Origin of the sequence: Halorussus pelagicus (assembly GCF_004087835.1) — an archaeon.
Classification (GTDB): Archaea; Halobacteriota; Halobacteria; order Halobacteriales; family Haladaptataceae; genus Halorussus; species Halorussus pelagicus.
Genome location: NZ_CP035119.1, coordinates 2,985,019 through 3,006,573 on the forward strand (window position 1 = coordinate 2,985,019; position 21,555 = coordinate 3,006,573).

Annotated in this window: 21 protein-coding genes; 12 read left to right on the top strand and 9 right to left on the bottom strand. The window is 64.0% G+C overall.

The features are described from left to right. Nucleotides 1-40: 40 nt before the first annotated feature. The gene (locus EP007_RS15040) at nt 41-1,450 is read left to right on the top strand and encodes a class II fumarate hydratase (protein ID WP_128478427.1); all 1,410 of its coding nucleotides are present in this window, start codon (nt 41-43) and stop codon (nt 1,448-1,450) included. A gap of 292 nt (nt 1,451-1,742) precedes the next feature. Here EP007_RS15040 and EP007_RS15045 read toward each other — a convergent pair whose 3' ends face one another. After that, nucleotides 1,743-2,573, bottom strand: coding sequence for a hypothetical protein (locus EP007_RS15045; RefSeq protein ID WP_128478428.1), 831 nt, complete (start codon nt 2,571-2,573; stop codon nt 1,743-1,745). A 114-nt stretch (nt 2,574-2,687) separates the two neighbouring features. On the opposite strand from EP007_RS15045, the gene EP007_RS15050 reads away from it, so the two are divergent. Next, nucleotides 2,688-3,881, top strand: a complete 1,194-nt coding sequence (locus EP007_RS15050) for a PQQ-binding-like beta-propeller repeat protein (RefSeq protein ID WP_128478429.1) — start codon at nt 2,688-2,690, stop codon at nt 3,879-3,881. Nucleotides 3,882-3,951: 70 nt separating this feature from the next. Beyond that, nucleotides 3,952-4,344, top strand: a complete 393-nt coding sequence (locus EP007_RS15055; protein ID WP_128478430.1) for a hypothetical protein — start codon at nt 3,952-3,954, stop codon at nt 4,342-4,344. A 1-nt stretch (nt 4,345) separates the two neighbouring features. Here EP007_RS15055 and EP007_RS15060 read toward each other — a convergent pair whose 3' ends face one another. Continuing rightward, on the bottom strand, nt 4,346-5,047 hold the full coding sequence (locus EP007_RS15060; protein ID WP_128478431.1) for a TMEM165/GDT1 family protein: 702 nt from the start codon (nt 5,045-5,047) through the stop codon (nt 4,346-4,348). A 197-nt stretch (nt 5,048-5,244) separates the two neighbouring features. After that, nucleotides 5,245-5,958, bottom strand: coding sequence for a hypothetical protein (locus EP007_RS15065; RefSeq protein WP_128478432.1), 714 nt, complete (start codon nt 5,956-5,958; stop codon nt 5,245-5,247). 221 nt (nt 5,959-6,179) lie between these two features. Here EP007_RS15065 and EP007_RS15070 point away from each other — a divergent pair, with 221 nt between their 5' ends. From EP007_RS15070 to gatE, 3 genes are read left to right on the top strand one after another with little or no spacing between them, the layout of a single operon-like run. Then, nucleotides 6,180-6,644 carry a PH domain-containing protein gene (locus EP007_RS15070; protein WP_128478433.1) on the top strand — a complete coding sequence of 155 codons (465 nt, stop codon included), beginning with the start codon at nt 6,180-6,182 and terminating at the stop codon, nt 6,642-6,644. After that, the gene (locus tag EP007_RS15075; RefSeq protein ID WP_128478434.1) at nt 6,641-8,149 is read left to right on the top strand and encodes a PH domain-containing protein; all 1,509 of its coding nucleotides are present in this window, start codon (nt 6,641-6,643) and stop codon (nt 8,147-8,149) included. The genes EP007_RS15070 and EP007_RS15075 overlap by 4 nt, the downstream gene beginning before the upstream one ends. Nucleotides 8,150-8,185: 36 nt before the next feature. Continuing rightward, the gene (gene gatE / locus EP007_RS15080; RefSeq protein WP_128478435.1) at nt 8,186-10,057 is read left to right on the top strand and encodes a Glu-tRNA(Gln) amidotransferase subunit GatE; all 1,872 of its coding nucleotides are present in this window, start codon (nt 8,186-8,188) and stop codon (nt 10,055-10,057) included. Between the two features lie 34 nt (nt 10,058-10,091). Here the strand turns inward: gatE and EP007_RS15085 are convergent, their stop codons facing one another. The 4 genes from EP007_RS15085 to EP007_RS15100 form a co-directional block, all read right to left on the bottom strand. Beyond that, nucleotides 10,092-11,588: a globin-coupled sensor protein gene (locus EP007_RS15085; protein WP_128478436.1), complete on the bottom strand. Its 1,497-nt coding sequence runs from the start codon at nt 11,586-11,588 to the stop codon at nt 10,092-10,094. Between the two features lie 133 nt (nt 11,589-11,721). Further along, nucleotides 11,722-12,543 (bottom strand): phosphatase PAP2 family protein, encoded by an 822-nt coding sequence (locus EP007_RS15090; RefSeq protein WP_166035631.1) that lies wholly within the window; start codon nt 12,541-12,543, stop codon nt 11,722-11,724. Nucleotides 12,544-12,717: 174 nt separating this feature from the next. Further along, nucleotides 12,718-13,494 carry an RNA methyltransferase gene (locus EP007_RS15095; RefSeq protein ID WP_128478438.1) on the bottom strand — a complete coding sequence of 259 codons (777 nt, stop codon included), beginning with the start codon at nt 13,492-13,494 and terminating at the stop codon, nt 12,718-12,720. Continuing rightward, complete coding sequence (locus EP007_RS15100; protein ID WP_128478439.1) at nt 13,491-14,063, bottom strand: hypothetical protein; 573 nt, start codon at nt 14,061-14,063, stop codon at nt 13,491-13,493. Before EP007_RS15100 ends, EP007_RS15095 begins: the two co-directional genes overlap by 4 nt. Before the next feature lie 266 nt (nt 14,064-14,329). Between EP007_RS15100 and EP007_RS15105 the strand changes: the two genes are divergently transcribed. The 4 genes from EP007_RS15105 to EP007_RS15120 all read left to right on the top strand — a co-directional run bounded on the left by EP007_RS15105 (nt 14,330) and on the right by EP007_RS15120 (nt 18,905). Then, nucleotides 14,330-15,142, top strand: coding sequence for a hypothetical protein (locus tag EP007_RS15105; RefSeq protein ID WP_128478440.1), 813 nt, complete (start codon nt 14,330-14,332; stop codon nt 15,140-15,142). A 134-nt stretch (nt 15,143-15,276) separates the two neighbouring features. Beyond that, the gene (locus EP007_RS15110; RefSeq protein ID WP_128478441.1) at nt 15,277-16,824 is read left to right on the top strand and encodes a glutamate--cysteine ligase family protein; all 1,548 of its coding nucleotides are present in this window, start codon (nt 15,277-15,279) and stop codon (nt 16,822-16,824) included. Between the two features lie 45 nt (nt 16,825-16,869). Continuing rightward, nucleotides 16,870-18,075, top strand: a complete 1,206-nt coding sequence (locus EP007_RS15115) for a PQQ-binding-like beta-propeller repeat protein (RefSeq protein ID WP_208023509.1) — start codon at nt 16,870-16,872, stop codon at nt 18,073-18,075. After that, complete coding sequence (locus EP007_RS15120) at nt 18,072-18,905, top strand: hypothetical protein (protein ID WP_128478442.1); 834 nt, start codon at nt 18,072-18,074, stop codon at nt 18,903-18,905. Before EP007_RS15115 ends, EP007_RS15120 begins: the two co-directional genes overlap by 4 nt. Nucleotides 18,906-19,021: 116 nt before the next feature. Here the strand turns inward: EP007_RS15120 and psmB are convergent, their stop codons facing one another. Together psmB and EP007_RS17640 are read right to left on the bottom strand one after the other, a co-directional pair. Beyond that, nucleotides 19,022-19,750, bottom strand: a complete 729-nt coding sequence (gene psmB, locus EP007_RS15125; RefSeq protein WP_128478443.1) for an archaeal proteasome endopeptidase complex subunit beta — start codon at nt 19,748-19,750, stop codon at nt 19,022-19,024. A gap of 133 nt (nt 19,751-19,883) precedes the next feature. Continuing rightward, entirely contained in the window at nt 19,884-20,024 is a 141-nt protein-coding gene (locus EP007_RS17640; protein ID WP_166035384.1) for a hypothetical protein, read from the bottom strand. Between the two features lie 379 nt (nt 20,025-20,403). Between EP007_RS17640 and EP007_RS15130 the strand changes: the two genes are divergently transcribed. Both EP007_RS15130 and EP007_RS15135 read left to right on the top strand, forming a co-directional pair. Then, nucleotides 20,404-20,784 (top strand): DUF555 domain-containing protein, encoded by a 381-nt coding sequence (locus EP007_RS15130; RefSeq protein WP_128478444.1) that lies wholly within the window; start codon nt 20,404-20,406, stop codon nt 20,782-20,784. A 170-nt stretch (nt 20,785-20,954) separates the two neighbouring features. After that, nucleotides 20,955-21,494: a CBS domain-containing protein gene (locus tag EP007_RS15135; RefSeq protein ID WP_128478445.1), complete on the top strand. Its 540-nt coding sequence runs from the start codon at nt 20,955-20,957 to the stop codon at nt 21,492-21,494. Nucleotides 21,495-21,555 lie beyond the last annotated feature (61 nt).

The window sequence follows — 21,555 nt, forward strand, 5'->3', positions numbered from 1 at the left end:
CTTCGGTAGATTTTACCACTGGGCCGACCTCGTCAAGAGCATGACCGAGGACTACCGTATCGAGGAGGACAGTCTCGGAGAGATGCAGGTCCCGACCGACGCCTATTGGGGCGCACAGACCCAGCGCGCACTCGCTAACTTCCCCGTCTCGGGCATCACCTTCGGGCGGCGGTTCGTCCGGGCGCTCGGCGTCGTGAAGAAAGCCGCCGCGCGGGCCAACCGCGACCTCGAACTGGTCCCCGAGGACAAGGCCGACGCCATCGTCGAGGCCGCCGACGAGGTCATCGAGGGCCGCCACGACGACCAGTTCCCCGTGGACGTGTTCCAGACCGGGTCGGGCACCTCCACGAACATGAACGCCAACGAGGTCATCGCCAACCGCGCGACCGAAATCTACGGCGGCGAAGTCGGGACGCGGGAGATTCACCCCAACGACCACGTCAACTTCGGCCAATCCTCCAACGACGTGATTCCGACGGCGATGCACGTCGCGTCGCTCGAAGCCGTCGAGAAGGACCTCCTGCCCGCGCTCGACTCGCTCCGCGAGGCGCTGGAAGCCAAAGAAGAGGAGTTCGACGGCGTCGTCAAGACCGGCCGAACCCACCTACAGGACGCCACGCCGGTCCGCCTCGGACAGGAGTTCGGCGGCTACCGGACGCAGGTCGAGAAGGGTCTGGCGCGACTCGACGGGATTCGTGACCACCTCTCGGAACTCGCGCTCGGCGGCACCGCGGTCGGCACGGGCCTGAACACCCACCCCGACTTCCCCGAGAAGGCCGCCGAGTACATCACCGAGGAGACCGGCGTCGAGTTCCGCGAGGCCGACAATCACTTCGAGGCCCAAGCCGCCCACGACGCGATGTCTGAGGCCCACGGCGCGCTCCGGACCATCGCGGGGTCGCTCAACAAAATCGCCAACGACCTGCGCCTGCTGGCCTCCGGCCCGCGGAACGGACTCGGCGAACTCGAACAACCGGAGAACCAGCCCGGTAGCTCCATCATGCCCGGCAAAATCAATCCGGTCGTCGCCGAGGCCGTCAATCAGGTCCACAAGCAGGTCGTCGGCAACGACGCCGCCGTGAGCGCGGGCGCGGCCGAGGGCCAAATCGACCTCAACCTCTACAAGCCGGTGCTGGCGCACAACTTCCTCCAGTCCGCCGAGATGCTGGCCAACGCCAGCGAGGTGTTCGGCGAGAAGTTCGTCCGGAAACTCGAAGCCAACGAGACCCACTGCGAGGAACAGGTCGAACAGAGCATGGCGCTCGCCACGGCGCTCAATCCCCACATCGGCTACGACAAGGCCAGCGACGCCGCCAAGACCGCCCTGAAAGAGGGCAAGACGGTCAAGGAAGTCGTCGTCGAGAAGGGCTACCTCAGCGAGGAGGAGGCCGAGGAGGTCATCGACCCCGAGAAGATGACCCACCGCGGGATTCTGGGAAGCGACGACTAAACAGACTGGATTTCCGTTTTGGCTCCCCCCCTCTGATTTCTAGTGACGGCTACTATCCCGCTTTCTCCGTTTCGGGCCGGATTGAGCTATCTACTGCCTTGAGGGATGGGAAACTACATCACATCGTAATCGTCCTCGCCCCCAATCGCGGGCGGTCCTCGGCCACTGTCAGAGTCTACCCTGACGGGCCCGTTTGCTTCCCTCAGGATGACCCAGCATGAACTAATGCGTCTGTTAATAAATGACTGACTTTAGATGGCGAGAGTAAATATATAATTTAATAAATTAATTACTATCTGCAGTTATCTATAGAATCATTCTTCGATAATCGAAGGAAATCCCCACTATCGTTAGTGTCCTTCGTCCATTCTTCAGAATTATCGGCTACCTGAACGGTAACGCCGCCTGGGTAACCCGTACCGACACCGCTAATTGTTACGTTACTCCAAGTGTGGGAGTACGAAGCACTAATTGTTTTCTCGCTTGGACTATCTCCAGTCCAATCGAGATGTACTCCAGCAGTGAACTTGCGAGTATTATCTTGGCTGGCGTAGATAGTTTTCCAATCCTCGACCACCCAGGCGGGACCCATACTTGAGGAACCCTGATCGTAGTAAATCCAATCTGGATCACTACTGTAGAGGTCATCAGTATTGTTGGTTTCGTAGTCCCAACTCCCACTTCGCCAACCTATCCCAGCGTAGTCCTTAGGACTGTATCCCGTTTCACTGAAGTCGGGATCGTATTCCCAAGTCAGTTCGGCAGTGAACGTTCCATCAGGATATCCGGTACTGGTACAGTCATTGTACAATGAAAACCAAAGGGACGTTTCTTCTGTTTCCACTACCTGTGTGGATGCCCCAGAGTCGACTTTCTCTACCTCTAACAATGCTGAACTTTTTGCCGTTCCAACACCACGGTTCCGAAGGAATTTATGCTGTTTCTCAACACTATCTGTATCCTTAAGGATTTGATGTGATTGTTCAATAGTCTCCCGATAGCTACGCTCACTACGTGCGCTAACTGTTGGAACTCCTATCGCTGCAAGAGTAAGTCCTCCACCAATTGATTTCAGAGTCGTACGTCGATTCAACTTGCCAGAGCAGTTTTTCTCTTCTGACATCAGAAAATTATTAATTCTAACACATTATAAGACTTTCTATTTTATAGAAAAATTGAACTATTAACAATCAATTGGCCCGGAAAGATATTTACGCTATAGAGCGAACGGATCTATATGGGAATAAGCCGTCGCTCACTGCTTACCGCCAGTTTTGTTTCATTGGGTGCTTATACGTGGACAAACTATTCAATCTCAACTAATCGTAAAGTCCAAGGGCCAAGAAGATGGCGAATGTATGGGCGACTACCAACGCACGTAGCGAGTTACCAGCAAGGATTCATTCCTACAGAGTCACCATCTTCAGCCCGAACTTTCCAACTAAACGGTGACATCGCAACCTCACCCGTAGCGATCAACAACTACGCCGCCGTCGGTGATGGTCAAGGAATTGTTATTATCCCACTTGGAGAAGACGACGTAACTAGTCGGTTTACTACTCCTGGGACTGTTGGGGGGACACCGGCTATTGACTCCGACCACGTTTACGCTACATCTGACTACAGACACAGCCGAACGAAGCAAGCAGTGGTTTCTGCTATAGATCTCAACGGGGAATTGAAATGGGAAACCAGTTACGAGTCGAGGTTGGCAACATCACCGACACTTAAAAACAAGACTATTTACGTTCGTTTAGCCGACAGCCATGTTGCACTTGATAAGAGGTCGGGAGAAACACGCTGGCGACAGCAAAGCTCTGGTGAAATTACTGAGGCCGATTACCTCAACTACATGAATTTTGGACCTGCAGTCAGTGAAGACGTAGTCGTCTTTCCTGATAGTAGCGGTGTCACTGCAGTCGATAAGAGAGACGGAACAGTGCTTTGGGAGAAGAAATTAACCAAGGTTCGTTCCTGCCCTGTAATAGCAGACGAACACGTCTTTGTTTCAGACATCAAGGGAGGAGTGTACTCTCTTGATATTCAAACCGGAGACCAACAATGGGTATGGCAAGGAACCGGTTGCTGGTCGCCTCCGGCGATCACAAATGATAGAATATATGCAACTGAACAATCAGATGTCGTTGTACTCAATAAACGCTCAGGTGAATTAGAGTGGCGGACAGACGGTCACGGCGTACACGGGCCGATTCAATCCGGTATCAGCATCGTTGGTAACACTATCCTTACTAGTTCGTCATCGCTCGGCTTAGTAGCTTTCAAAACAGAAGAAAATAGGTTTGTAGGAGATTCAAACAGAAAATTATGGTCTATCGGACAAAGTGGATATAATACCCCGATCGCTTCTGGGGAAAACATCTTATTTATCGAGTATGGGCAGAACTCCCCCATCCTCCACGTTCTGAAGTAGGAATATTTGGCCTCGTAACTTTGCCATGCCCGCCACTCATTTCACCGATGGGAGTGTAGTCCTCCGAAAGATGTCCGACCGCGACACAGCCACGTTCGAGATGACCCGCAACGAGGCCCGCGTGGTCATCGCCGCGCTCTCCGACGAGGAAATGACCGCTTCGGACGACCGAGGAATGGTTCTCCAGAACGTCCAAGACCACCTCGCGGCCGAGTTCGACTTCGACGAACACCGAGGCGACGAGTTGGGCGAGACGGCCGCCGGGGACGACGCGGGATGGCTCGACAACGACTCCATCTTCGGCGGCAACGACCCCGACGACACCGCGAGCGTCGAACTCTCGCGCGCCGAGGCCGACGCCGTGACCGACGCGCTCGCCGGGTTCGAGTTGGACGAGAGCCACAAGAATGCCGGGACCGCCGAGAACGTGCGCGAGCGAATCGCCGACTCCTTGGAGTCGTGAGTCAGAACGGAATCGCGGCCGTAATAACGCCGGAGGCGGCACCGACGACCGTCTCCCACGCCGAGAATCCCGTGAAGATGGCCTGTGCGGTGTCGAGACCGAAAAACAGGAACAGCGCCGCCCCGGCGTAGTGGGCCTTCCGCACGTCGAACTTGTGGGAGAACTTGTGGAAGAAGAAGGCGTTGGCGAGGCTGACCGGGATGATGGCCAGCATCTCGCCCGCCCAGATGGCCGAACTCGCCCCGTACTGGGCCGCGAGACCGATGGTGACAAGTTGGGTCTTGTCGCCGAACTCGCCCGCCGCCATCATCACGAAGATGGGCAGAAAGCCGCCGAAGGCGTTCGGAACCTCGCGGCCGAACAGCGACACGTCGAGTTCGCTCGACTCCAGCGTGCCGCCGTCGGTCTCGGCCGCGGGGTCGCCGCGCTCGGGGACCGACCGGTAGAGCAGGACCGCGAAGACGAGGAAGAGGACCGCAGTGAACGCGTCGAGGTAGACCTGCGGAAGCGCGCCCTTCAGCGCGCTCCCGAACCAGATTTCCAGGGCGGTCCATCCGGCGAACGCGCTCCCGGCGGCCGCCACGACGACCCACGGATTGTACCGGGTCGAGAGACCCGCGATGATGAACTGGACCTTCTCGCCAGGAAGCACGGCGAGTTGGGCCGTGAACGCCACGACGAGGATTTCGAACCAACCGGTCATCGACCCGTCACCTCTGTGTTCCGAGTCGGCGTCACTATCCGCGGTGCGAGCGTGTGGGGAGAGGACATCGTTACCAAAGATTAGACCCGTCTAAACTAAAATACCTTTCCTTCTAATCACTCGCGTCGGTCGAGGCTCACCACTGGTCGTTCCAACGGAGGAGAGCGCCGTAACCGACAGAAGCGACCCAGTCGCGGCTACCGATTCCGACTGCTTTCGAGATAGAGATGACCGAGCGCGAGACCGAACACTGGGAGCAGTACGGCCGACAGTCCTGCCGAGACCAGTCCCCCGGCGAGCGGGCCGACGACGCCCACCGCGTAGTTCGAGACGCCGAGGGCCGCGGCGTAGACGAGACTGACGCCCAGTAGTTTGAATACGTTCCCGCTACTCGCTCGCCATCCCGCCTTCAGACTGGCGAACGGTCCCTTCCCGTCGATGACGCAGGCCGGGTACGCCAGCACGAGACGGTGGAACAGATAGATACCGGGCAGAAAGAGCACGAGGAGACCGAGAGTGGTCAGAATCCACATCGGAATGGCCGCGGCGATAAGCGCCGGAACGCGCTTGGCGACCGCGACGATATGGTCCCGAATCGGTCGCTTCCGGTTCGCTACCGCGTCCTCGGCGCTGGTGTACGCGACGCCCCAGACGACCGGGATGGCGAGGACGTAGACGAGAAAGAGCGGCCACACCCAAGCGTCGAACTCGGGCATCTCTGTTATCGCCGTCGGCGAGACGCCGAAGCTGACGACGACCGAAAGCAGGGAGACGAGGAGGGCGAAGCCGACGAGTTCGAGGCGGTCGGTGAGCGCTTCCCACGACCACCGGAACGTGTCCCCGACGCCGAGCGTGCGGACGTGGACGCTATCGGTCGGTTCGACCGAATCGCGGCGTTGGTCGGTTTCCATTGTCGTTCGATTAACAGACGTTTGATATAAATGTCCGGATAGTGCCCCGGTTTGGGGTTCGCCGAGAGCGCGGCCCTCAAGCGATTAGCTCGGCGAATCGGCGCCGATGGTCTGGGGAGTCGTCGCGGCCGCCACTTTCCCAGGGCGACCCGACGCCAGTCACCGACTTCACACGCGCGCAGACGGGGAGACTTATCGGCCGCGAGGTAGATGGAACGGGCATGGAAGTTCTGAATCCGCGCGTCCGCCTCGCGTGGGGCGTCGGCGCAGTCGTGACCGCAGTCGTCGTCGGCGTTCTCGCGGCCGTGGTGAGCAGATTCACGCTCGGTCCCGGCGTTACGGTCGGACTGGCCGTCGCCCTCGGGGCGCTCGCGCTCGGTCTCGCGTTCGTCGTGTTGCGGTATCGTAGCTGGCGCTTCGAGGTACGCGAGGACGACCTCTACCTCGAACGTGGCGTCCTGACGCGGATCAACACCGTCGTCCCGTTCGTCCGCGTCCAGCACGTCGATACCCAGCGCGGGCCGGTCGAACGCGCGCTCGGCCTGTCGAGCGTCGTGGTCTACACCGCTGGCTCCCGCGGGGCCGACGTGTCGATTCCCGGCCTGACGCCCGAGCGGGCCGACGACCTGCAAGAACAGCTTCGTCGCCTCGCCATCGAGAGCGAGCGCGAGACCGACGCCGTATGAAGCTCCATCCTCTGTCGATTCCCTACCGGGCGGCCTCCCGCGGGCTGAGTCTGGGGCTGATGCTGTTTTTCCTCGGCCAGTCGCTCTCGGGGTCCGACGTACTCCCGTTCCCGCTGGCGGGTCCGGTGCTGGTCGTCCTCGCGGCGCTCGGCGTCGTCGGCGCGGCGGCGTGGCAGGTCGCCTACTACCGCCGGTTCGAGTATCGACTCACCGGCGACGGTCTCGAAATCGCGTCGGGCGTGGTCTCCCGGCGTAACCGCGAGATTCCGCTCGGGCGCATCCAGAACGTGGACATCTCGCGCAACGTGATTCAGCGCGCGCTCGGCGTCGCGGTCATCGACATCGAGACGGCGGGCGGCGGCGCGACGGAGGCCAGCCTCCGGTACGTCGGCTACGACGAGGCCAAGCGCGTCCAGCGCCAGATTCAGCGCCTGAAGCGCGGCGAGGAGGCCGCCGAAGACGAGACCGAACCCGGCGAGCGAGCCAGTCCCGAGGAGCGCGAGACGGTCCTCTTCGAGCTTCAGACCGACGAACTCGCCCTGCTCAGTGTCCTCTCCTTTGACTTCCGGTATCTCTCGCTATTGGCGTTCGGTCCGGCCGCGCTCCCGTTCGTGCCGGGCGTCGCGGAACTGGCGTTCGTCGGCGGACTCGTGCTGGTCGCGCTTCTCGTGGCCGCGCTCTGGGCGCTGAGCGCCGCGACGACGTTCGCGCGCTACTACGGGTTCCGACTGACTCGCCTCGGCGACGAACTCCGGTACGAGCGCGGCCTGCTCCAACGCTACGACGGGTCGATTCCGCTCGGGAAAGTGCAGGCGCTCACGCTTGACGCCAACGTCCTGATGCGACGATTCGACTACACCACGCTCGCGGTCGAGACGGCGGGCTACGGGCCGGGACAGACGCCCTCCGGCGGGTCGGAGGCCGCGGTGCCGCTGGCGACCCGCGAGCGCGTGCTTCGCCTCGCGCGCGAGGTCGAGGAGTTCGAGGTGCCGGAGTTCTCCCGGCCGCCGAAGCGCGCACGGACTCGGTACGCCGCCCGGTACGCACTCGTCCTCGCGGGACTCGCCGGAGTGCTGTACGCCTTAGAGGTCGCCGTCACACCGCCCGCGCCGATTCCGGTCCCGCTGGCGGCGATTCCGCTCGCGTTCCTCGTCGTCGTCCCCGTCGCGGCGCACTTGAAGTGGCGAAACCGGGGCTACGCAGTGGGCGAGGACCACACCCTCACGCGAAACGGGTTCTGGAGCCAGACGACGAAGGTGGTGCCGTACTACCGCGTCCAGACCGTGATTCAGAGCCAGACCGTCTTCCAGCGACGGCGACAGTTGGCGAGCGTGGTCATCGACACCGCGAGTTCCGCGGGCGGCGCGGCCGCCGCGGTGGACGTGGACGCCGAGACGGCGGCGGAGTTGCGCGAGACTGTCGGCGAGAAGTTGCAGGCGAGTCTGGCGGCGCGGCGCGGCGAGACCGACCGGGAGTCAGACCTCGACTCCTCGCGTCGAGACTGAACGGTTTTTTACCCCTCGCGGTCCCAGTGGCGAGTAATGACTGACCACGATTACGAGGACCTCGGCCTCGTCGCAGGACTGGAGATTCACCAGCAACTCGACACCGAGACCAAACTGTTCTGTAACTGTCCGACCGAACTCCGGGAACCAGAAGACGCCGAGCGCGAGTTCACGCGCTTCCTCCACCCGACCAAGAGCGAACTGGGCGAACTGGACGAGGCCGCCCTCGAAGAGAGTCAGGTCGAGCGCGAGTTCGAGTATCTGGCCTACGACACGACCTGTCTGGTCGAGGAGGACGACGAACCGCCCCACCGACTCGACGAACAGGCCCAGTCGGTCGTCCTCGAAATCGCGCAACTGCTGGACATGGACGTGGTTGACCAAGCCAACGTCATGCGGAAGATGGTCGTGGACGGGTCGAACACCTCCGGCTTCCAGCGCTCGACGCTGATAGCCACCGAGGGCGAGATTTCGACCAGCGACGGGCCGGTCGGCGTCGAGGACCTGATGCTCGAAGAGGAGTCGGCCCAGCGCGTCGAGGAGACCGACGACGGCGTGCGCTACAGCCTGGACAGACTCGGCATCCCGCTGGTGGAAATCGGCACCAAGCCTGACATTCGGTCGCCCGAGCAGGCCCGCGAGGCCGCCGAGACCATCGGCATGCTCCTGCGCTCGACGGGCAAGGTCAAGCGCGGACTGGGCACCATCCGCCAAGACGTGAACATCTCCATCGCGGAGGGCGCGCGCGTCGAGGTCAAGGGCGTCCAGAGCCTCGACGACATCGACGACCTCGTGGAAAACGAGGTCCACCGGCAGGTCCGCCTGCTCGAAATCAAGGACGAGCTTCACGAGCGCGACGCCTCGGTCGGCGACGTGGTAGACGTGACCGACACCTTCGCGGACACCGACTCGGGCGTCATCCGCGGCGCGCTCGACTCCGGCGGGAAGGTCACGGCGGTCCCGCTGTACGGCTTCGACGGACTGGTCGGCGCGGAGATTCAACCCGACCGCCGCCTCGGGACGGAACTGTCCGACCACGCCAAGCGCCACGGCGCGGGCGGCATCTTCCACACCGACGAACTCCCGGCCTACGGCGTGACCGAGGAAGAGGTCGCGGCCCTGCGCGAGGCGGTCGGCGCGAGCGAGGACGACGCGGTGGCCATCGTCGCCGCGGACCCCGAGACCGCCGACCTCGCAATCGAGGCCGCGGCCGAGCGCGCCGAGACGGCCTTCGAGGGCGTCCCCGAGGAGACCCGCGGCGCGAACGAGGACGGCACGACCGGCTACCTCCGACCCCTGCCGGGCGCGGCCCGGATGTATCCCGAGACCGACGTGCCGCCGGTCGAACCCGACCCGAGCGAGGTCGAGACGCCCGAACTCCTGACCGAGAAGGTCGAGCGCTATCAGGACGAGTACGACCTCGGCGCGACGCTGGCCGAGCAGGTCGCCTACGGCGAGCGCATGCCGCTGTTCGAGCGCGCCGTCGAGCAGTTGGGCGCGGACCCGACTCTCGCGGCCCAGACCGTCGAGAGTACGGTCACGGAACTCCGGCGCGACGGCGTGCCAGTCGAGAACCTGACCGCGGACCACTTCCTCGGGACGCTCGAAGCCGTCGCCGACGGCGAGACCGCGAAGGGCAACGTCGGCGAGGTGCTGACGGCGCTCGCGGAGAGTCCGGACCTCACCCCGGTGGAGGCCATCGAGCAGGAAGGTCTCGGCAGTGCGGGTGAGGACGAGGTGCGCGAGGCCATCGTCAGCGTCGTCGAGCGCAACGCGGAGCAGGTCGAAGAAGAAGGCATGCAGGCGTTCTCCGGCCTGATGGGCGAGGCGATGGGCGCGCTCGGCGGGAAAGCTGACGGTGACACGGTGAGCGAACTGCTCCGCGAGGAGATTCAGAAACGGGCGTAGAACACTCACTAATCGTCTTTTCGACGTTTTTGCGCTACGACGCTTCTTCGTCCAGTCGCTCCACGGACTCCTCGATGCGCTCGATGCGCTCGACCTGTTCGTCGGTGGCCTCCGAGACCTCCGCGACCTCTCGGGCGATGTTGTTGGCGTGGCGGGAGACTTCATCAACCATCGCCGAGACCTGTTCGGCCGCGACGGCCTGCTCGTCGGTAGCTTCGGCGACCTCGCCGATGCCGTGGACGGTCTCCTCGACAGCTTCCACGATGTCCTGTAGGGTCTCTAGCGAGGACTCGACGTTATCGACGCCCGACTGGATGCGCCGCTCGGTCCGATCCAAACTCTCGACGGTGTCGTCGGTCTTGTCCTGAATCTCGCCGACCATCGCCTCGATTTCGCTCGCCTGCTCTTTGGACTGCTCGGCGAGGTTCTTGACTTCCTCGGCGACGACCGCGAAGCCGTCCCCGGCCTCGCCCGCGCGAGCGGCCTCGATAGAGGCGTTGAGCGCGAGCAGATTGGTCTGTTCGGCGATGTCGTCGATGACCTCGACCACCTCGTCGATCTCCGCGACGGTCTGTTGCAGGTCGGCCATGTCGCCGGTCACGTCGGCGCGCGCGTCGTCGATGTCGGCCATCGCGTCCATCGCGTCGCTTGCGGTCTGTTGGCCCTCGGTGGCGAGTTCCTTGGCCTGTCTGCTGGTCTGTTCGACCTGCTCGGCGCTGGCCGCGACCTCTTCGACCGTCGCGCTCATATTCTCGGTCTCCTCGGCGATGTCGTCCACGTCGCTGGCCTGCTCGCGGGTCAGGTCGTGGATTTCGTCGGCGCTCTCGGCCACGCCCGCCGCCGAGTCCGAGAGGTCGTCGAGCGAACTCTCCACGTCCTCGGAAATCGTCTCCTGAAGGTGGACCAGTCGGCTGTTGGTCTCCTGAATCTGCTCGTTGTAGGAGTGGATATAGGTGTCCGAGACGACCTGCATGTCGAGGTTTACGATGCGAAACAGCGACAGAATCTCTTCGATGCCCTCGGAGAACTCCTCGCGGACGACGGCGGTCGCCTCCTCGTCCATGCGCTCGGTAGTGCGTTCGACGACGCGCTCGCCGATTCGGGGCAGGAGCATATTGAAATAGAGCGCGTACGCCCCGAGATAGTGTTTCATCGGCATGTCCAGCATATCGTGAATCTTGCCGATGCGGGCGCGGTTCTCGAAGTAATCGCGGTCGTACTCGCCGTCGGCCAGCGACACCAGATATTCGGCCTGCGTCTGCTTGAGTTGCTCGACCGTCCGTGTCGAGCGGTCGAGAACCGCCGTGGTCTCCTCGTAGTCGGTCAGATGGTCGTAAAACTCCTCGACCGCGTCGTCGGCGACCGACTCGAAGAGATCGCCCATCTCGGTCAGCCGGTCGGCGTCGTCCGGACCGAAGCCGGTGAAATCCTTGCGCCACCGGATTTCCTCCTCGTCGATGTCGAGAGACGCCAACAGCGAGTCGCCGTCGATTTGGCTCGCCAACCGGTCGTCGGAAGCTGCGGTCTCCATGTTCACTTTGACCGCACCCCCGTGACTTAATCGCTCCGTAAATTATCAGGACTGAAAAATGACCGACAAAACGTGTTGGGGGATTCTCGGGTGGCCGAACCGGGTCGGACCATCCGTCACTCGGTCGTCGGACTCACGGCCACGCGTACCGCCGGACGCCCGAGACGAACTCCCGTGAGACGACCGCCCAGTGAGGTTCGCTGACGCGCTGGGAGAGTCGGTAGGCGACCCCGACCAACAGGACTGCGAACGCGGCGTCGGTCACCCAGTGGATACCCAGATACAGCGTCGAGAGGACAATGGCCCCCGCGAGCACCGCGGCAGTGTAGGCGTAGCGCGTGTCGGCCTTCTGGGCGTAGAGGGCCGCCAGCACCGACAGGCCGGTGTGGAGGCTCGGGAAGGCCTTGACCAGCGTGTCCGTGCTGTAGATGCCGTGTTCGATGGCGGGTGTGAGTTCGTACATCAGCGGTTCGACCGTCGAGAGGTACAGCCCCGACACCTTCACCGGGAACAGGACGAAGAAGGGCACCGCGCAGACGACCACGATGACGTACGCCAGCGCGTAGCGGTAGGCCTCCTCCTCGTCGTGGACCTTCAGCTTGAAGTACGTGAACAGGACGATGAAGGGGAACCCGACGAGATAGACGCCGGTCGCCAACACGGTCAGCGGCGTCACCGCGAACGCCTGAAACGCCGCGACGGTCGCTCCTTCGACGGCGTAAATCGCGCCGGTGAACGTTCTGGCGACGTGGAAGTTGAGCGCGAGCGTGTTCACGATTTCCGTGACGACCCACGCGACGCCGAGGTACTTCCAGTCGGTTCGGAGGAAATCCGTGAAGAGCACTCGAAATCGCTGTTCGGGGAGGAAGACCCGCTTGCCCACGAGCATGGCCGCGATGCTCGGGACGGCGACGAGGAGGGTGAACTGCGTACCGAGCGGGAGGGAGGCAAACATATTCATCAATAGCTACTCCCCAATCCGATAAAAGATTTGACTTTCTCTCCGTGAACGCGACCAAGACTGCGGTATGCGACGAGATAGCACTACTGTATCCTCCTGAAATTGATGTCTCTGCGACCGCCTCTGTGGACGTGTCGCGGGGAAGAGTAAAAATCGTTCGGGCGAAAGCTATCGGTCGTCCGCGGGGTCGGCGCTCCCGACCGCGCTCTCCTTCGCGGGGTCGGTTCCGTCCTCGGTGTGATACATCGCGCGCCGGAGCAGTCCCCGGAGCGTCCGGACCTCACGGCCGGTCGGATGCGCGCGCCCGAGAAGTCGCCGGGCGAGTCGCACCGTCTTGGCCCGCTTCTCGGTGGGATGGCCGATGGCGTCGAGAAACTCGCCGAAGTGGTCGTAGAACCCCTCGATTTCGGACTCGTCGGCCCGCTCGCGCTCCACGTCCGGCAGTTGGGTCTCCTCGACGGTGAGTTCTCGGAGTTCGTAGAGCGTGACGGTTGCGGCCTGCCCCAGATTCAGCGACGAGTAGTCTGCGCTGGCGGGAATCGAACACACCTCGTCAACGCGAGCCATCTCGTCGTTCGTCAGGCCGTTGTCCTCCCGGCCGAAGACGAGACAGGTGTCGGTCTCCACGTCGCGGAGACTGTCGGCCAACTCGTCGGGCGTCTTGAAGGGGAACCGGCGGTGCTTCCGGGCGTCCTCGTTGGTCGTCGCGGTCAGCCCGACGGTGTGGTAGTTCTCCACGAGGTGGTCGAACGTCACCTCGTCGGCGTCCGGTAACACGTCCTCGCGGGCCTGTCCCGCGAAGCCGTAGGCCTCGCTGTCGCGGCCGAACTCCGGCGGGTCCACCAGTTTGAGGTCGTGCATGCCGAAATTCTTCATCGCCCGCGCGATGGTGCCGATGTTGCCCGGCGTCTTCGGTTCCACGATGGCGACTGCTGGCGGGGTCATGAGGAAGGGTAGTCCCTGCTGAGGTCGAAGTCGTCCTCGTCGGCCTCGGCGTCCTCGCCGGTCTCGACCTCCATGTTCCGGAGGTCGATGCGCTCGCGTTCTTCCTCCGGCACATCGACGTTCATGTCCTCCATGTCGGGTTCCGGGGGTTCGGGAATGTCGTCGGGGTCGGTTTCGACGTGTTCGACGCCGCCGTACCCCTCCGGCGCGCGCCCGCCGTCTACGAACCACTCGTGGAACTCGTCCTGTAGCTCCTGTTGACCCTTGTACTGGCTCCCGCCCTCCTCGCCGAACCAGTAGAGGAAGTCCGGTTCGTGGTCCGAACAGAGGATGACCTCGCCGAGCGGTTCGCCGTAGACGACCTCCGCGACGTTGCACTCGTGGACGTTCTCGTCGCCGTGAATCAACCAGCAGGCGTCGCAGGGCGAGGAGACTAGCGCCTGCAACCGCACGAGGCGCTTGCGCGGGTCGGCCGGAATATCGTCTATCGGCCGGTACTCGCCGTCCTCGGTGAACACCTCGTCCTCGTCGAACCGCCAGCCGCGAAGCCCGATGCTGATTTTGCCCATTTGCGAGACGTTTCGGGTTCGGCGGTGAAAAAGAGCGCGTTCTCGGCGCTCGCCGCACACGCTCGGTTTTGTGGGACGGGTTTATTTTTCAGCGTCGTCGCTGAGTGTGGTTTACGTTTCGCCGCCGTCGCTAGGCGGGGTGTCGTGAGTTTGGAGGTTTCGGTCGAACACTGTATGGCTTCGCCCGCGCTAGCTACTCCACGCCCTAGCGCCCGACCTGAAACGAAGACAACCTTTTTCGCCCCGGAGTGAGCCAGTCACGGGCGATGCCCTCCGCAGACGCCTCCGAGACGCCGCCCGACGGGAAATCGTTTGGCACCCGACTCGAAACTGGCTGGGAGCGAGCGATGGACAACCTCCCGCTCGCGGCCGTGCCGCTCCTGTCGAGTCTGCTCGCGGTCGATAACGTCCGGCGGATTCGCGCCGCCGACGGAATCGAGATTGGCGTGGCCTTCCCGTTGCCCGCCGCGCTTCCCGACCTCTGGACCTTCGTGAACGTGCCGAGTTCCGACCCCGGCTTCTACGTCTCGCCGACCGCCGCGTTCCTCCCCGTCCGGATTCTCGTGCAAGCCGTCCTCGTCGCCGGACTGCTCGGAAGTATCGACCAAATCCTCCGGACCGGCCGGTACGACTTCGCCGACAATGCCCGGCGATACTTCGCACCGATGCTGGGGTTCGTCGCGCTCGTGAACCTCGCCACCCTCTCGACGGTAGGTTTCGCGGCGCTCTCGCCGCTGCTTCTCGGGGTTCTGATTCCGGCCCTGTTCGTGCTGAAGTACCTCTTCTACGCGACGGCGTACGTCGTCGCGGTCGCCGACGAGTCGCTCGGCGACGCGCTGGCCCGAAGCTATCGGTGGGCGACCACGGGCGGTCCCTACGTCTCTTTCAGCGCGGGGTACGTGCTGTTCGCCGCCGCGGTCTCGCTGGTGGTCTCGGCCTTCGTCGTCAACCTCGGCGTCATCGGCGTCGCGGTCGGTGCGGTTGCGACGGCCCCGGTCGCGCTCGCGCTGACCTTCACCACGACCGCATTCGTCGCGGAGTTGGACGCCGGAGAGCGCGATGACGCCGGAGGGCCGTAAATGCTGGCGGCTGGGAGTGTCGCCGCGGCGTCAGAGCGCGAGCGAGCGAGGCCTGACGAGACCGCATAGCGGACGAGACGGGTTCTCGGGCGATGGCCCGTGGATTCAAGGGAGCGCCGTGAGACATAGTGGGTATGCCTGAGTCCGACCTCGCGGCGCAGGTCGAAGACGTGCTTTCGGTCGCCCCCGACGAGTTTCAAGCGCAGGTCGAAGCGGACGCGGAGGTTATCGTCGAGGAGATAGAGGACGGGACCTTCGACAACCCGCAGGCCATCATCGGCTTCGAGTACGAGTTCTACGCGGTTGACGCCGAGAGCGGCGCTCTCCGGCGGGTGCCGCGGCGACTCCTCGACCTCATCGGCTTCGAGAAGGAACTGGGACTGCACAACGCCGAGATGTCTACCAGTCCGCAACCGCTCAACACGCACGGACTGGCCGCCCAAGAGGCCGAGGTGAAAGCCCAACTCTCGGCCGCAGAGGACCGCACCGGCGCGGAGGGGATGCGACTGGTCAGCGACGCCATGTGGACTGTCCCGCCCGAGGGCGAGACGGCCGAGGAGTATCTCACCGACAGCGTGTCCGACCGCGGGGTTCGCATCGCCTCGAACATGAGCGACTCGGTGCGCTACCACGCGATGGCCAACTCCGACGGGCGGGCCGGAATGGCTCTCGACGCCCCGCACGTCTCGCTGGACGCCGACACCGTGATGCCCGAGAGCCTCATCACCTCCATCCAGCCCCACTATCAGGTGCCCCACGCGCGAGACCTGCCGACCTACTTCCAGTACGCGCTCCGTATCGCCGGTCCCTTGCTCGCGCTCGGGGTGAACTCGCCGTTCTTCCCGCCGGACCTCTACGACGCCGACGCCACCGCCGAGGAGATTCTGGCCGACGGCTACGACGAGCATCGCATCGGCGTCTTCGAGACGGCCCTCAATCGGTCGGGCGACGACCCCGACAAAGTTCGGTTTCCGCGGGAGTTCGACAGCGTCGAGCAGGCCGTCGAGCGCATCGCCAACGACCGGACCATCGTCCCGATGCCCGTCGAGACCGCCGACCGGTTCGACGACGAGTTCGCCCACTTCCGACTCAAGCACGGCACCTACTGGCGGTGGGTCCGGCCGGTGTTCGGCGGGGCCACGCGGTCGGCCGCCAACGCCCGCATCGAGTTCCGACCCATCGCGGCCCAACCGACCGTCCGGGACTCCATCGCGTTTCAGGCCGCGTTCGCTGGCCTGCTCGAATCGACCTTCCGGCGCGAACACCCGGTCCGGCACCTCGACTGGGTGGTCGCCAAGGACAACTTCTATGGCGCGATGGAGGATGGACTCGACGCGGACATCTACTGGATAACCAACGACGGCAAGGAGACCACCGACCACGAGCAGATGTACGAAGACATCTTCGCCCACGCCAAGGACGGTCTCCAGATGCGCGGCCTGAGCGACCAAGACGCCGCGAAGTATCTCTATCCGCTCCGCCAGCGCGCCCGCCACCGACTGACTCCGGCGAGTTGGAAGCGCGAACGCGTCCGGGACCGACTGGACGACGGCGCGGACTTCGAGGACGCGGTGTACGGGATGCAGTCCGACTACGTCGAGATGCAGAGCGAGACGCTGATAGACGGCACGTTCGCGGACTGGGTGGGTCGCGGGGATACGGAGATGGAGCGCGAAGACTGACCCGCAAGCGGGAGTTTCTTGTCGGACAGCTACCATTCGGCGGGTATGGTCTCCGACCTCTCGCGCCGGTCTGCCCTCTTCGGACTCGGGACCGGACTGTGCGGACTAGGCGCGGTCCGCGCCATCCGACCGGACGACGTGACCGACTCGCAGTCCCGCACAAACTCGGCGCTCGACTGGCCGATGGCGCGCTACGACGCCGCGGGCACCGGCTACAACCCCGACGCCGCCGGACCGAAGGACGGCGCGCGGGTGAAGTGGGAGCGAGAACCGGACGGCTTCTCCGGCGGCACCGAGTCACCGATTCTGCTCGGCGACACGCTCTACGCGACCGGCCAGCGACTCCTCGCGCTCGACGCCGAGACCGGCGAGACGCGATTCGGCCACGAAGGGTCGTATTGGTCGAGTCCGGCGCGCGCCGCGGCCGAGGCGTACGACACCGACACGCTGGCGGTTTCGACGCGGCGGACCGTGGCGGGTCTGAACGCGGACGGTGGCGTTCGCCTGTTCGACCGCGAGTTCGGCGTCGAGCGATGGCGCGGTCCCCGACCCAAGTCGGCACTGAGTTTCCTCACGTCCGTGCCGCCGGTCGCCGTCGGTGGAACCGTCTACGCGGTGATTCCCGGCACCGGACAGGTCGTCGCGCTCGACGCGAGTAGCGGCCGGGAACTGTGGCGACGCTCCCCCGGCGACGGACTCCAGCGTCTCGCGGTCCGGAACGGGCGGGTCTTCGCGGTCCACTGGCCGTACCGAGCGACTGCCTACGACGCGGACACCGGCGAGCGACTGTGGCGGACCGACCTCGAAGAGCAGATGGTCCTCCCACCGACTGCGACCGGCGAGGGCGTACTCGTCCCGGACCGAACCGGCCTCACCCTGCTGGACGCCGACGACGGGAGCGTCCGCTGGCGCGCCGACCACGACGGCAACGCGACCGAAGGCGCGGCCGCAGTCGCCGACGGCGCGGCGTACGTCCAGTCGAACGCCAGCGAGGACTCGCTCCACGCGTTGGACCTCGAAACGGGCGAGGAGCGTTGGTCGGCCGCCGTCGGACGCGAGGGGACGCCCGTCGTCGCTGACGGCGTCGTCTACGCCCGAGACCACAACGACCTCGTGGCGCTCGACGCCGACGACGGCACGGTTCGCTGGCGATACGACTCTCGGCTCCCGCTCTCGACGCCCGCCGTCGGCGACGGGGTGCTGTACGCCGTCGCCCACGGCCGAATCGTCGCGCTGGAGGAAAAGCGATGAGCGCCGAGAATCCCGGTCGGAGCGACCCGCCCGCCGAGCGCGTCGATAGCGAACGCCTTCCCGACACGTCGGTCTCTGGCGTCCTCCGGGAGTCGGTCGGCCGCATCGCCGCCGACCCGAGACTCGCGCTTCCGTTCGTCGTCGCGGGACTCGCTCTGACGGTGGTCGATTGGTTCCGAGCGCGCGACTCGGTGCCGACGCCGTCACCCGAGCTAGTCGGCGACGTGACGCTAAGCGTCGCATATCAGCTCTACCCCGCGGGACTCCGGGCGACCGGCCTTCGCCCCGCGGCGCTGGTGGACCTCGAACCCGCGTATCTTGTGCGGACGCTCGGTCTCGAACTCGGGGCGTTCCTCGCGGTGGGTGTCGCCGGATGGCTCACGCTCTCGCGGGCCGCGGGCGCTCGCTCGCGCGCGGCGAACGACCGTCCGCCCGCACAGACGCGTCTCTCCTCTGGCGACCGACTCGGCGCCTACCTCGGATTCACGGTCGTCGCCCACGTTCTGATTCGCCTACTCGGGGTTTTCGACGGACTCGGATGGCTGTCACTGGTCGGATTCGTCGCATTCGCGGTACTCGCCGTCCGTCTGTTCGCCGCGCCCGCGCTGGTGGTCGCCGGAGACGACATCCGTGGGGCGGTTCGGGAAAGTACAACACGGTCGGCGGGCGAAGGAGCGACGCTGTTCGGTCTCGTCCTTCTCCTCGGAATCAGCGCGTGGCTTCTCGGGAGCGTCCCGGTCGTCGGGGCGTTGCTGAGTACCGCGGTCGTCGCGCCGGTTCACGCCGTCGCAGCGGTCGTCTTCGCCGAGGAAGTCGGACCGCGCCGGTAACGACGTGCTGTTCGGTGAGCGAGAACGCCGCGACTCTTTCGAGGGCGAGAACCCCGCGGCTTCCGAGAGTGAAAAACGAGGGCGCGAAGCGCCCGAGTGGTCGGAGAAGAACCGACTTACAGCGCGTCGTCGTAGTCTTCGTAGTCCGAAATCTCGACGCCGTCCTCGTCGATTTCGGCGAGCCAGATGCCGTTCCCGGACGCGGTGTCGCGTTCGACCGCGCTCTTGAGCGCGCGGACGGCGACCTCGCGGGCCTCGTCCTGACTCATCTCCTCGTCGTACTCCTGTTCGAGGACACCGAGCGCGAACTGCGACCCGGACCCGGAGACGCTGTAGGTCTCCTCGGTCACGCCGCCGAGCGCGTCGTAGGAGTAGATGTGACCGCCTTCCTCGTCCACGCCACCGAGGACCGGGACCGTGATGAGGAAGCCGCCCGAGCGCAGGAGGTTGCCCGTCAGCGTCGAGAGCGCCTGCATGCTCATCTCTTCGCCGCGTCGGGAGTCGTAGAGGTTGCCCTCGACCTGCAGCGTGCGGATGAGCGACTGGGCCGCCGAGACCGACCCGGAGATGGTGAGCGCGGCCGACGGGTGGACCTGCTCGACCTTCTGGGCGGTCTTCGAGGAGACCATGTTACCGAGGCTGGCGCGCTTGTCCGTGACCATCACGACGCCGTCGGCGGTCGTCAGACCGATGGTCGTGGTGCCGGTCTTCAGCTCCTGAACGTCCTCGGTATCGACCGAGCGGTTCGGGAGCGAGCCGAGTTCCGGCTCGTAGGGGTTCGTGTCGTCGGCTTCGAGCCGCGAGACGTTCTGGGAGAATTCGGAACCGTGCATTGGGCTACGCATTACCCGTCCCTAGGCCACCGGCACTGATAAAACCAACTCTTCGAGAGACTGTGGTATCGGTCGCACTTGCCGGAGTCGCCGCTGTCGGAAGTCGTCGCTTGGAAAATCGTCGTCGCTTCGCCGACGGTTCCGTTCAGACCGTCGTGTCGTAGGCCCGCTCCAATCGCTGTACGATTCGGTGCGCCGGGAGCGTGACGCCGAGTTGTCTGGTCAGGATGGCGAGCGGCAGCAGCGCGATGCTGGCGGCGACGCTCGTTTGGTACAGGGCGAACATGATCGCACGGTGAATCCGCGTGGACATCTGGGTTCGTACCTCGACTGGGGGTCGGCCGAGGGAATATAAAAGAGTTCTTGAAAACGAGGATTCATAACGAACGATATCTAGATTCGAAGGCGTCGCCCGCTTGCGATTCAACTCAGTTTGCACTCGGTTCAACGAAACAGGATTTCCGTGCCGCGTGGACGTAGGCATCGACTTGGCGACGCCCGGCGTACGCATAACTTATGAGGATGATACGGCTCACGTCCGCGGCTCGCGCGCGGTCGAGCGTCGGCGCGGGGAGGTCTCCGCGGGGACCTCGCCGCAATCGGGACCTCGGCGCGACTCGCCGCAAAACCGAAAGACACGAACCACCACGGAACGACCCCACGGTATGAGCAACTATCTCGTTGCGATGGAGGCGGCATGGTTGGTGCGCGACGTAGAGGACATCGACGACGCTATCGGCGTCTCGGTCAGTGAAGCCGGTCGGCGGCTGAACGAAAAGGACATGGACTACGTGGAGGTCGAGGTCGGCGCGACTGGCTGTCCGGCGTGTGGCGAGCCGTTCGACTCGGCGTTCATCGCGGCGGGAACCGCGCTCGTCGGTCTCCTGTTGGAGATGAAGGTCTTCAACGCCGACAGCGAGGAACACGCCCAGCGCATCGCCAAGAGCGAAATCGGCGGCGCGCTCCGCGACGTGCCCCTCGAAATCGTCGAGACCATCGAGTACGAGGAAGACGAGGACATCGAACTCGGCGGCAGCGACGAGTAAGTCGCCGTTTCCGGGGAGTTCGACAAAGCGAACCGCGGGCGCGCTGAGACCGACTCCCTCGTGGAAAGTCCGGCCGAGCGAACCGCGGGCGTGCCGAGACGACGGTCGGCCGACCGTCGTCTCGGCACGCGAACCGAACCTTTATTTATAACCGTTAGTTATCGGGGGACATGGAACTACCGACGCCCCAAGACATCCGGGAGCGCCGGACCGAACTCGGTCTGACCCAGAGCGAACTGGCCGACCGCGCGGGCGTCTCGCAGCCGCTCATCGCGCGCATCGAGGGCGGAGACGTGGACCCGCGGCTCTCGACGCTCCGGCACATCGTGGACGCCCTCGACGAGTCGGAGGGCGACATCGTGCGCGCGGGCGACCTGATGCACGAGGATGTGGTCAGCGTGGGTCCCGACGACTCGGTCAGCCGAGCCGTGACGAAGATGCAGGACGCGGGCTTCTCGCAGTTGCCCGTCATCAACGAGGGCGTGCCCGTCGGCTCCATCAGTTTCGAGGACCTGATGAGTGTCGGCGAGGAGTCACGCGACCAGCCGGTCTCGGAGTTCATGGGCGAGAGCTTCCCCACCAAGTCCCGGAACGCCACGCTGGACGAACTGAGTACGGACCTCGGCCACAACAAGGCGGTCATCGTGACCGAGCGCGGAAACACGGTCGGTATCATCACGGAAGCGGACATCGCGGCGCGGTTGTCCTGACTTCGTTTTCCAGTTTCTCGAAAAACACCAACAATTATCGTTCGGGGTGCCACAGAGGAAC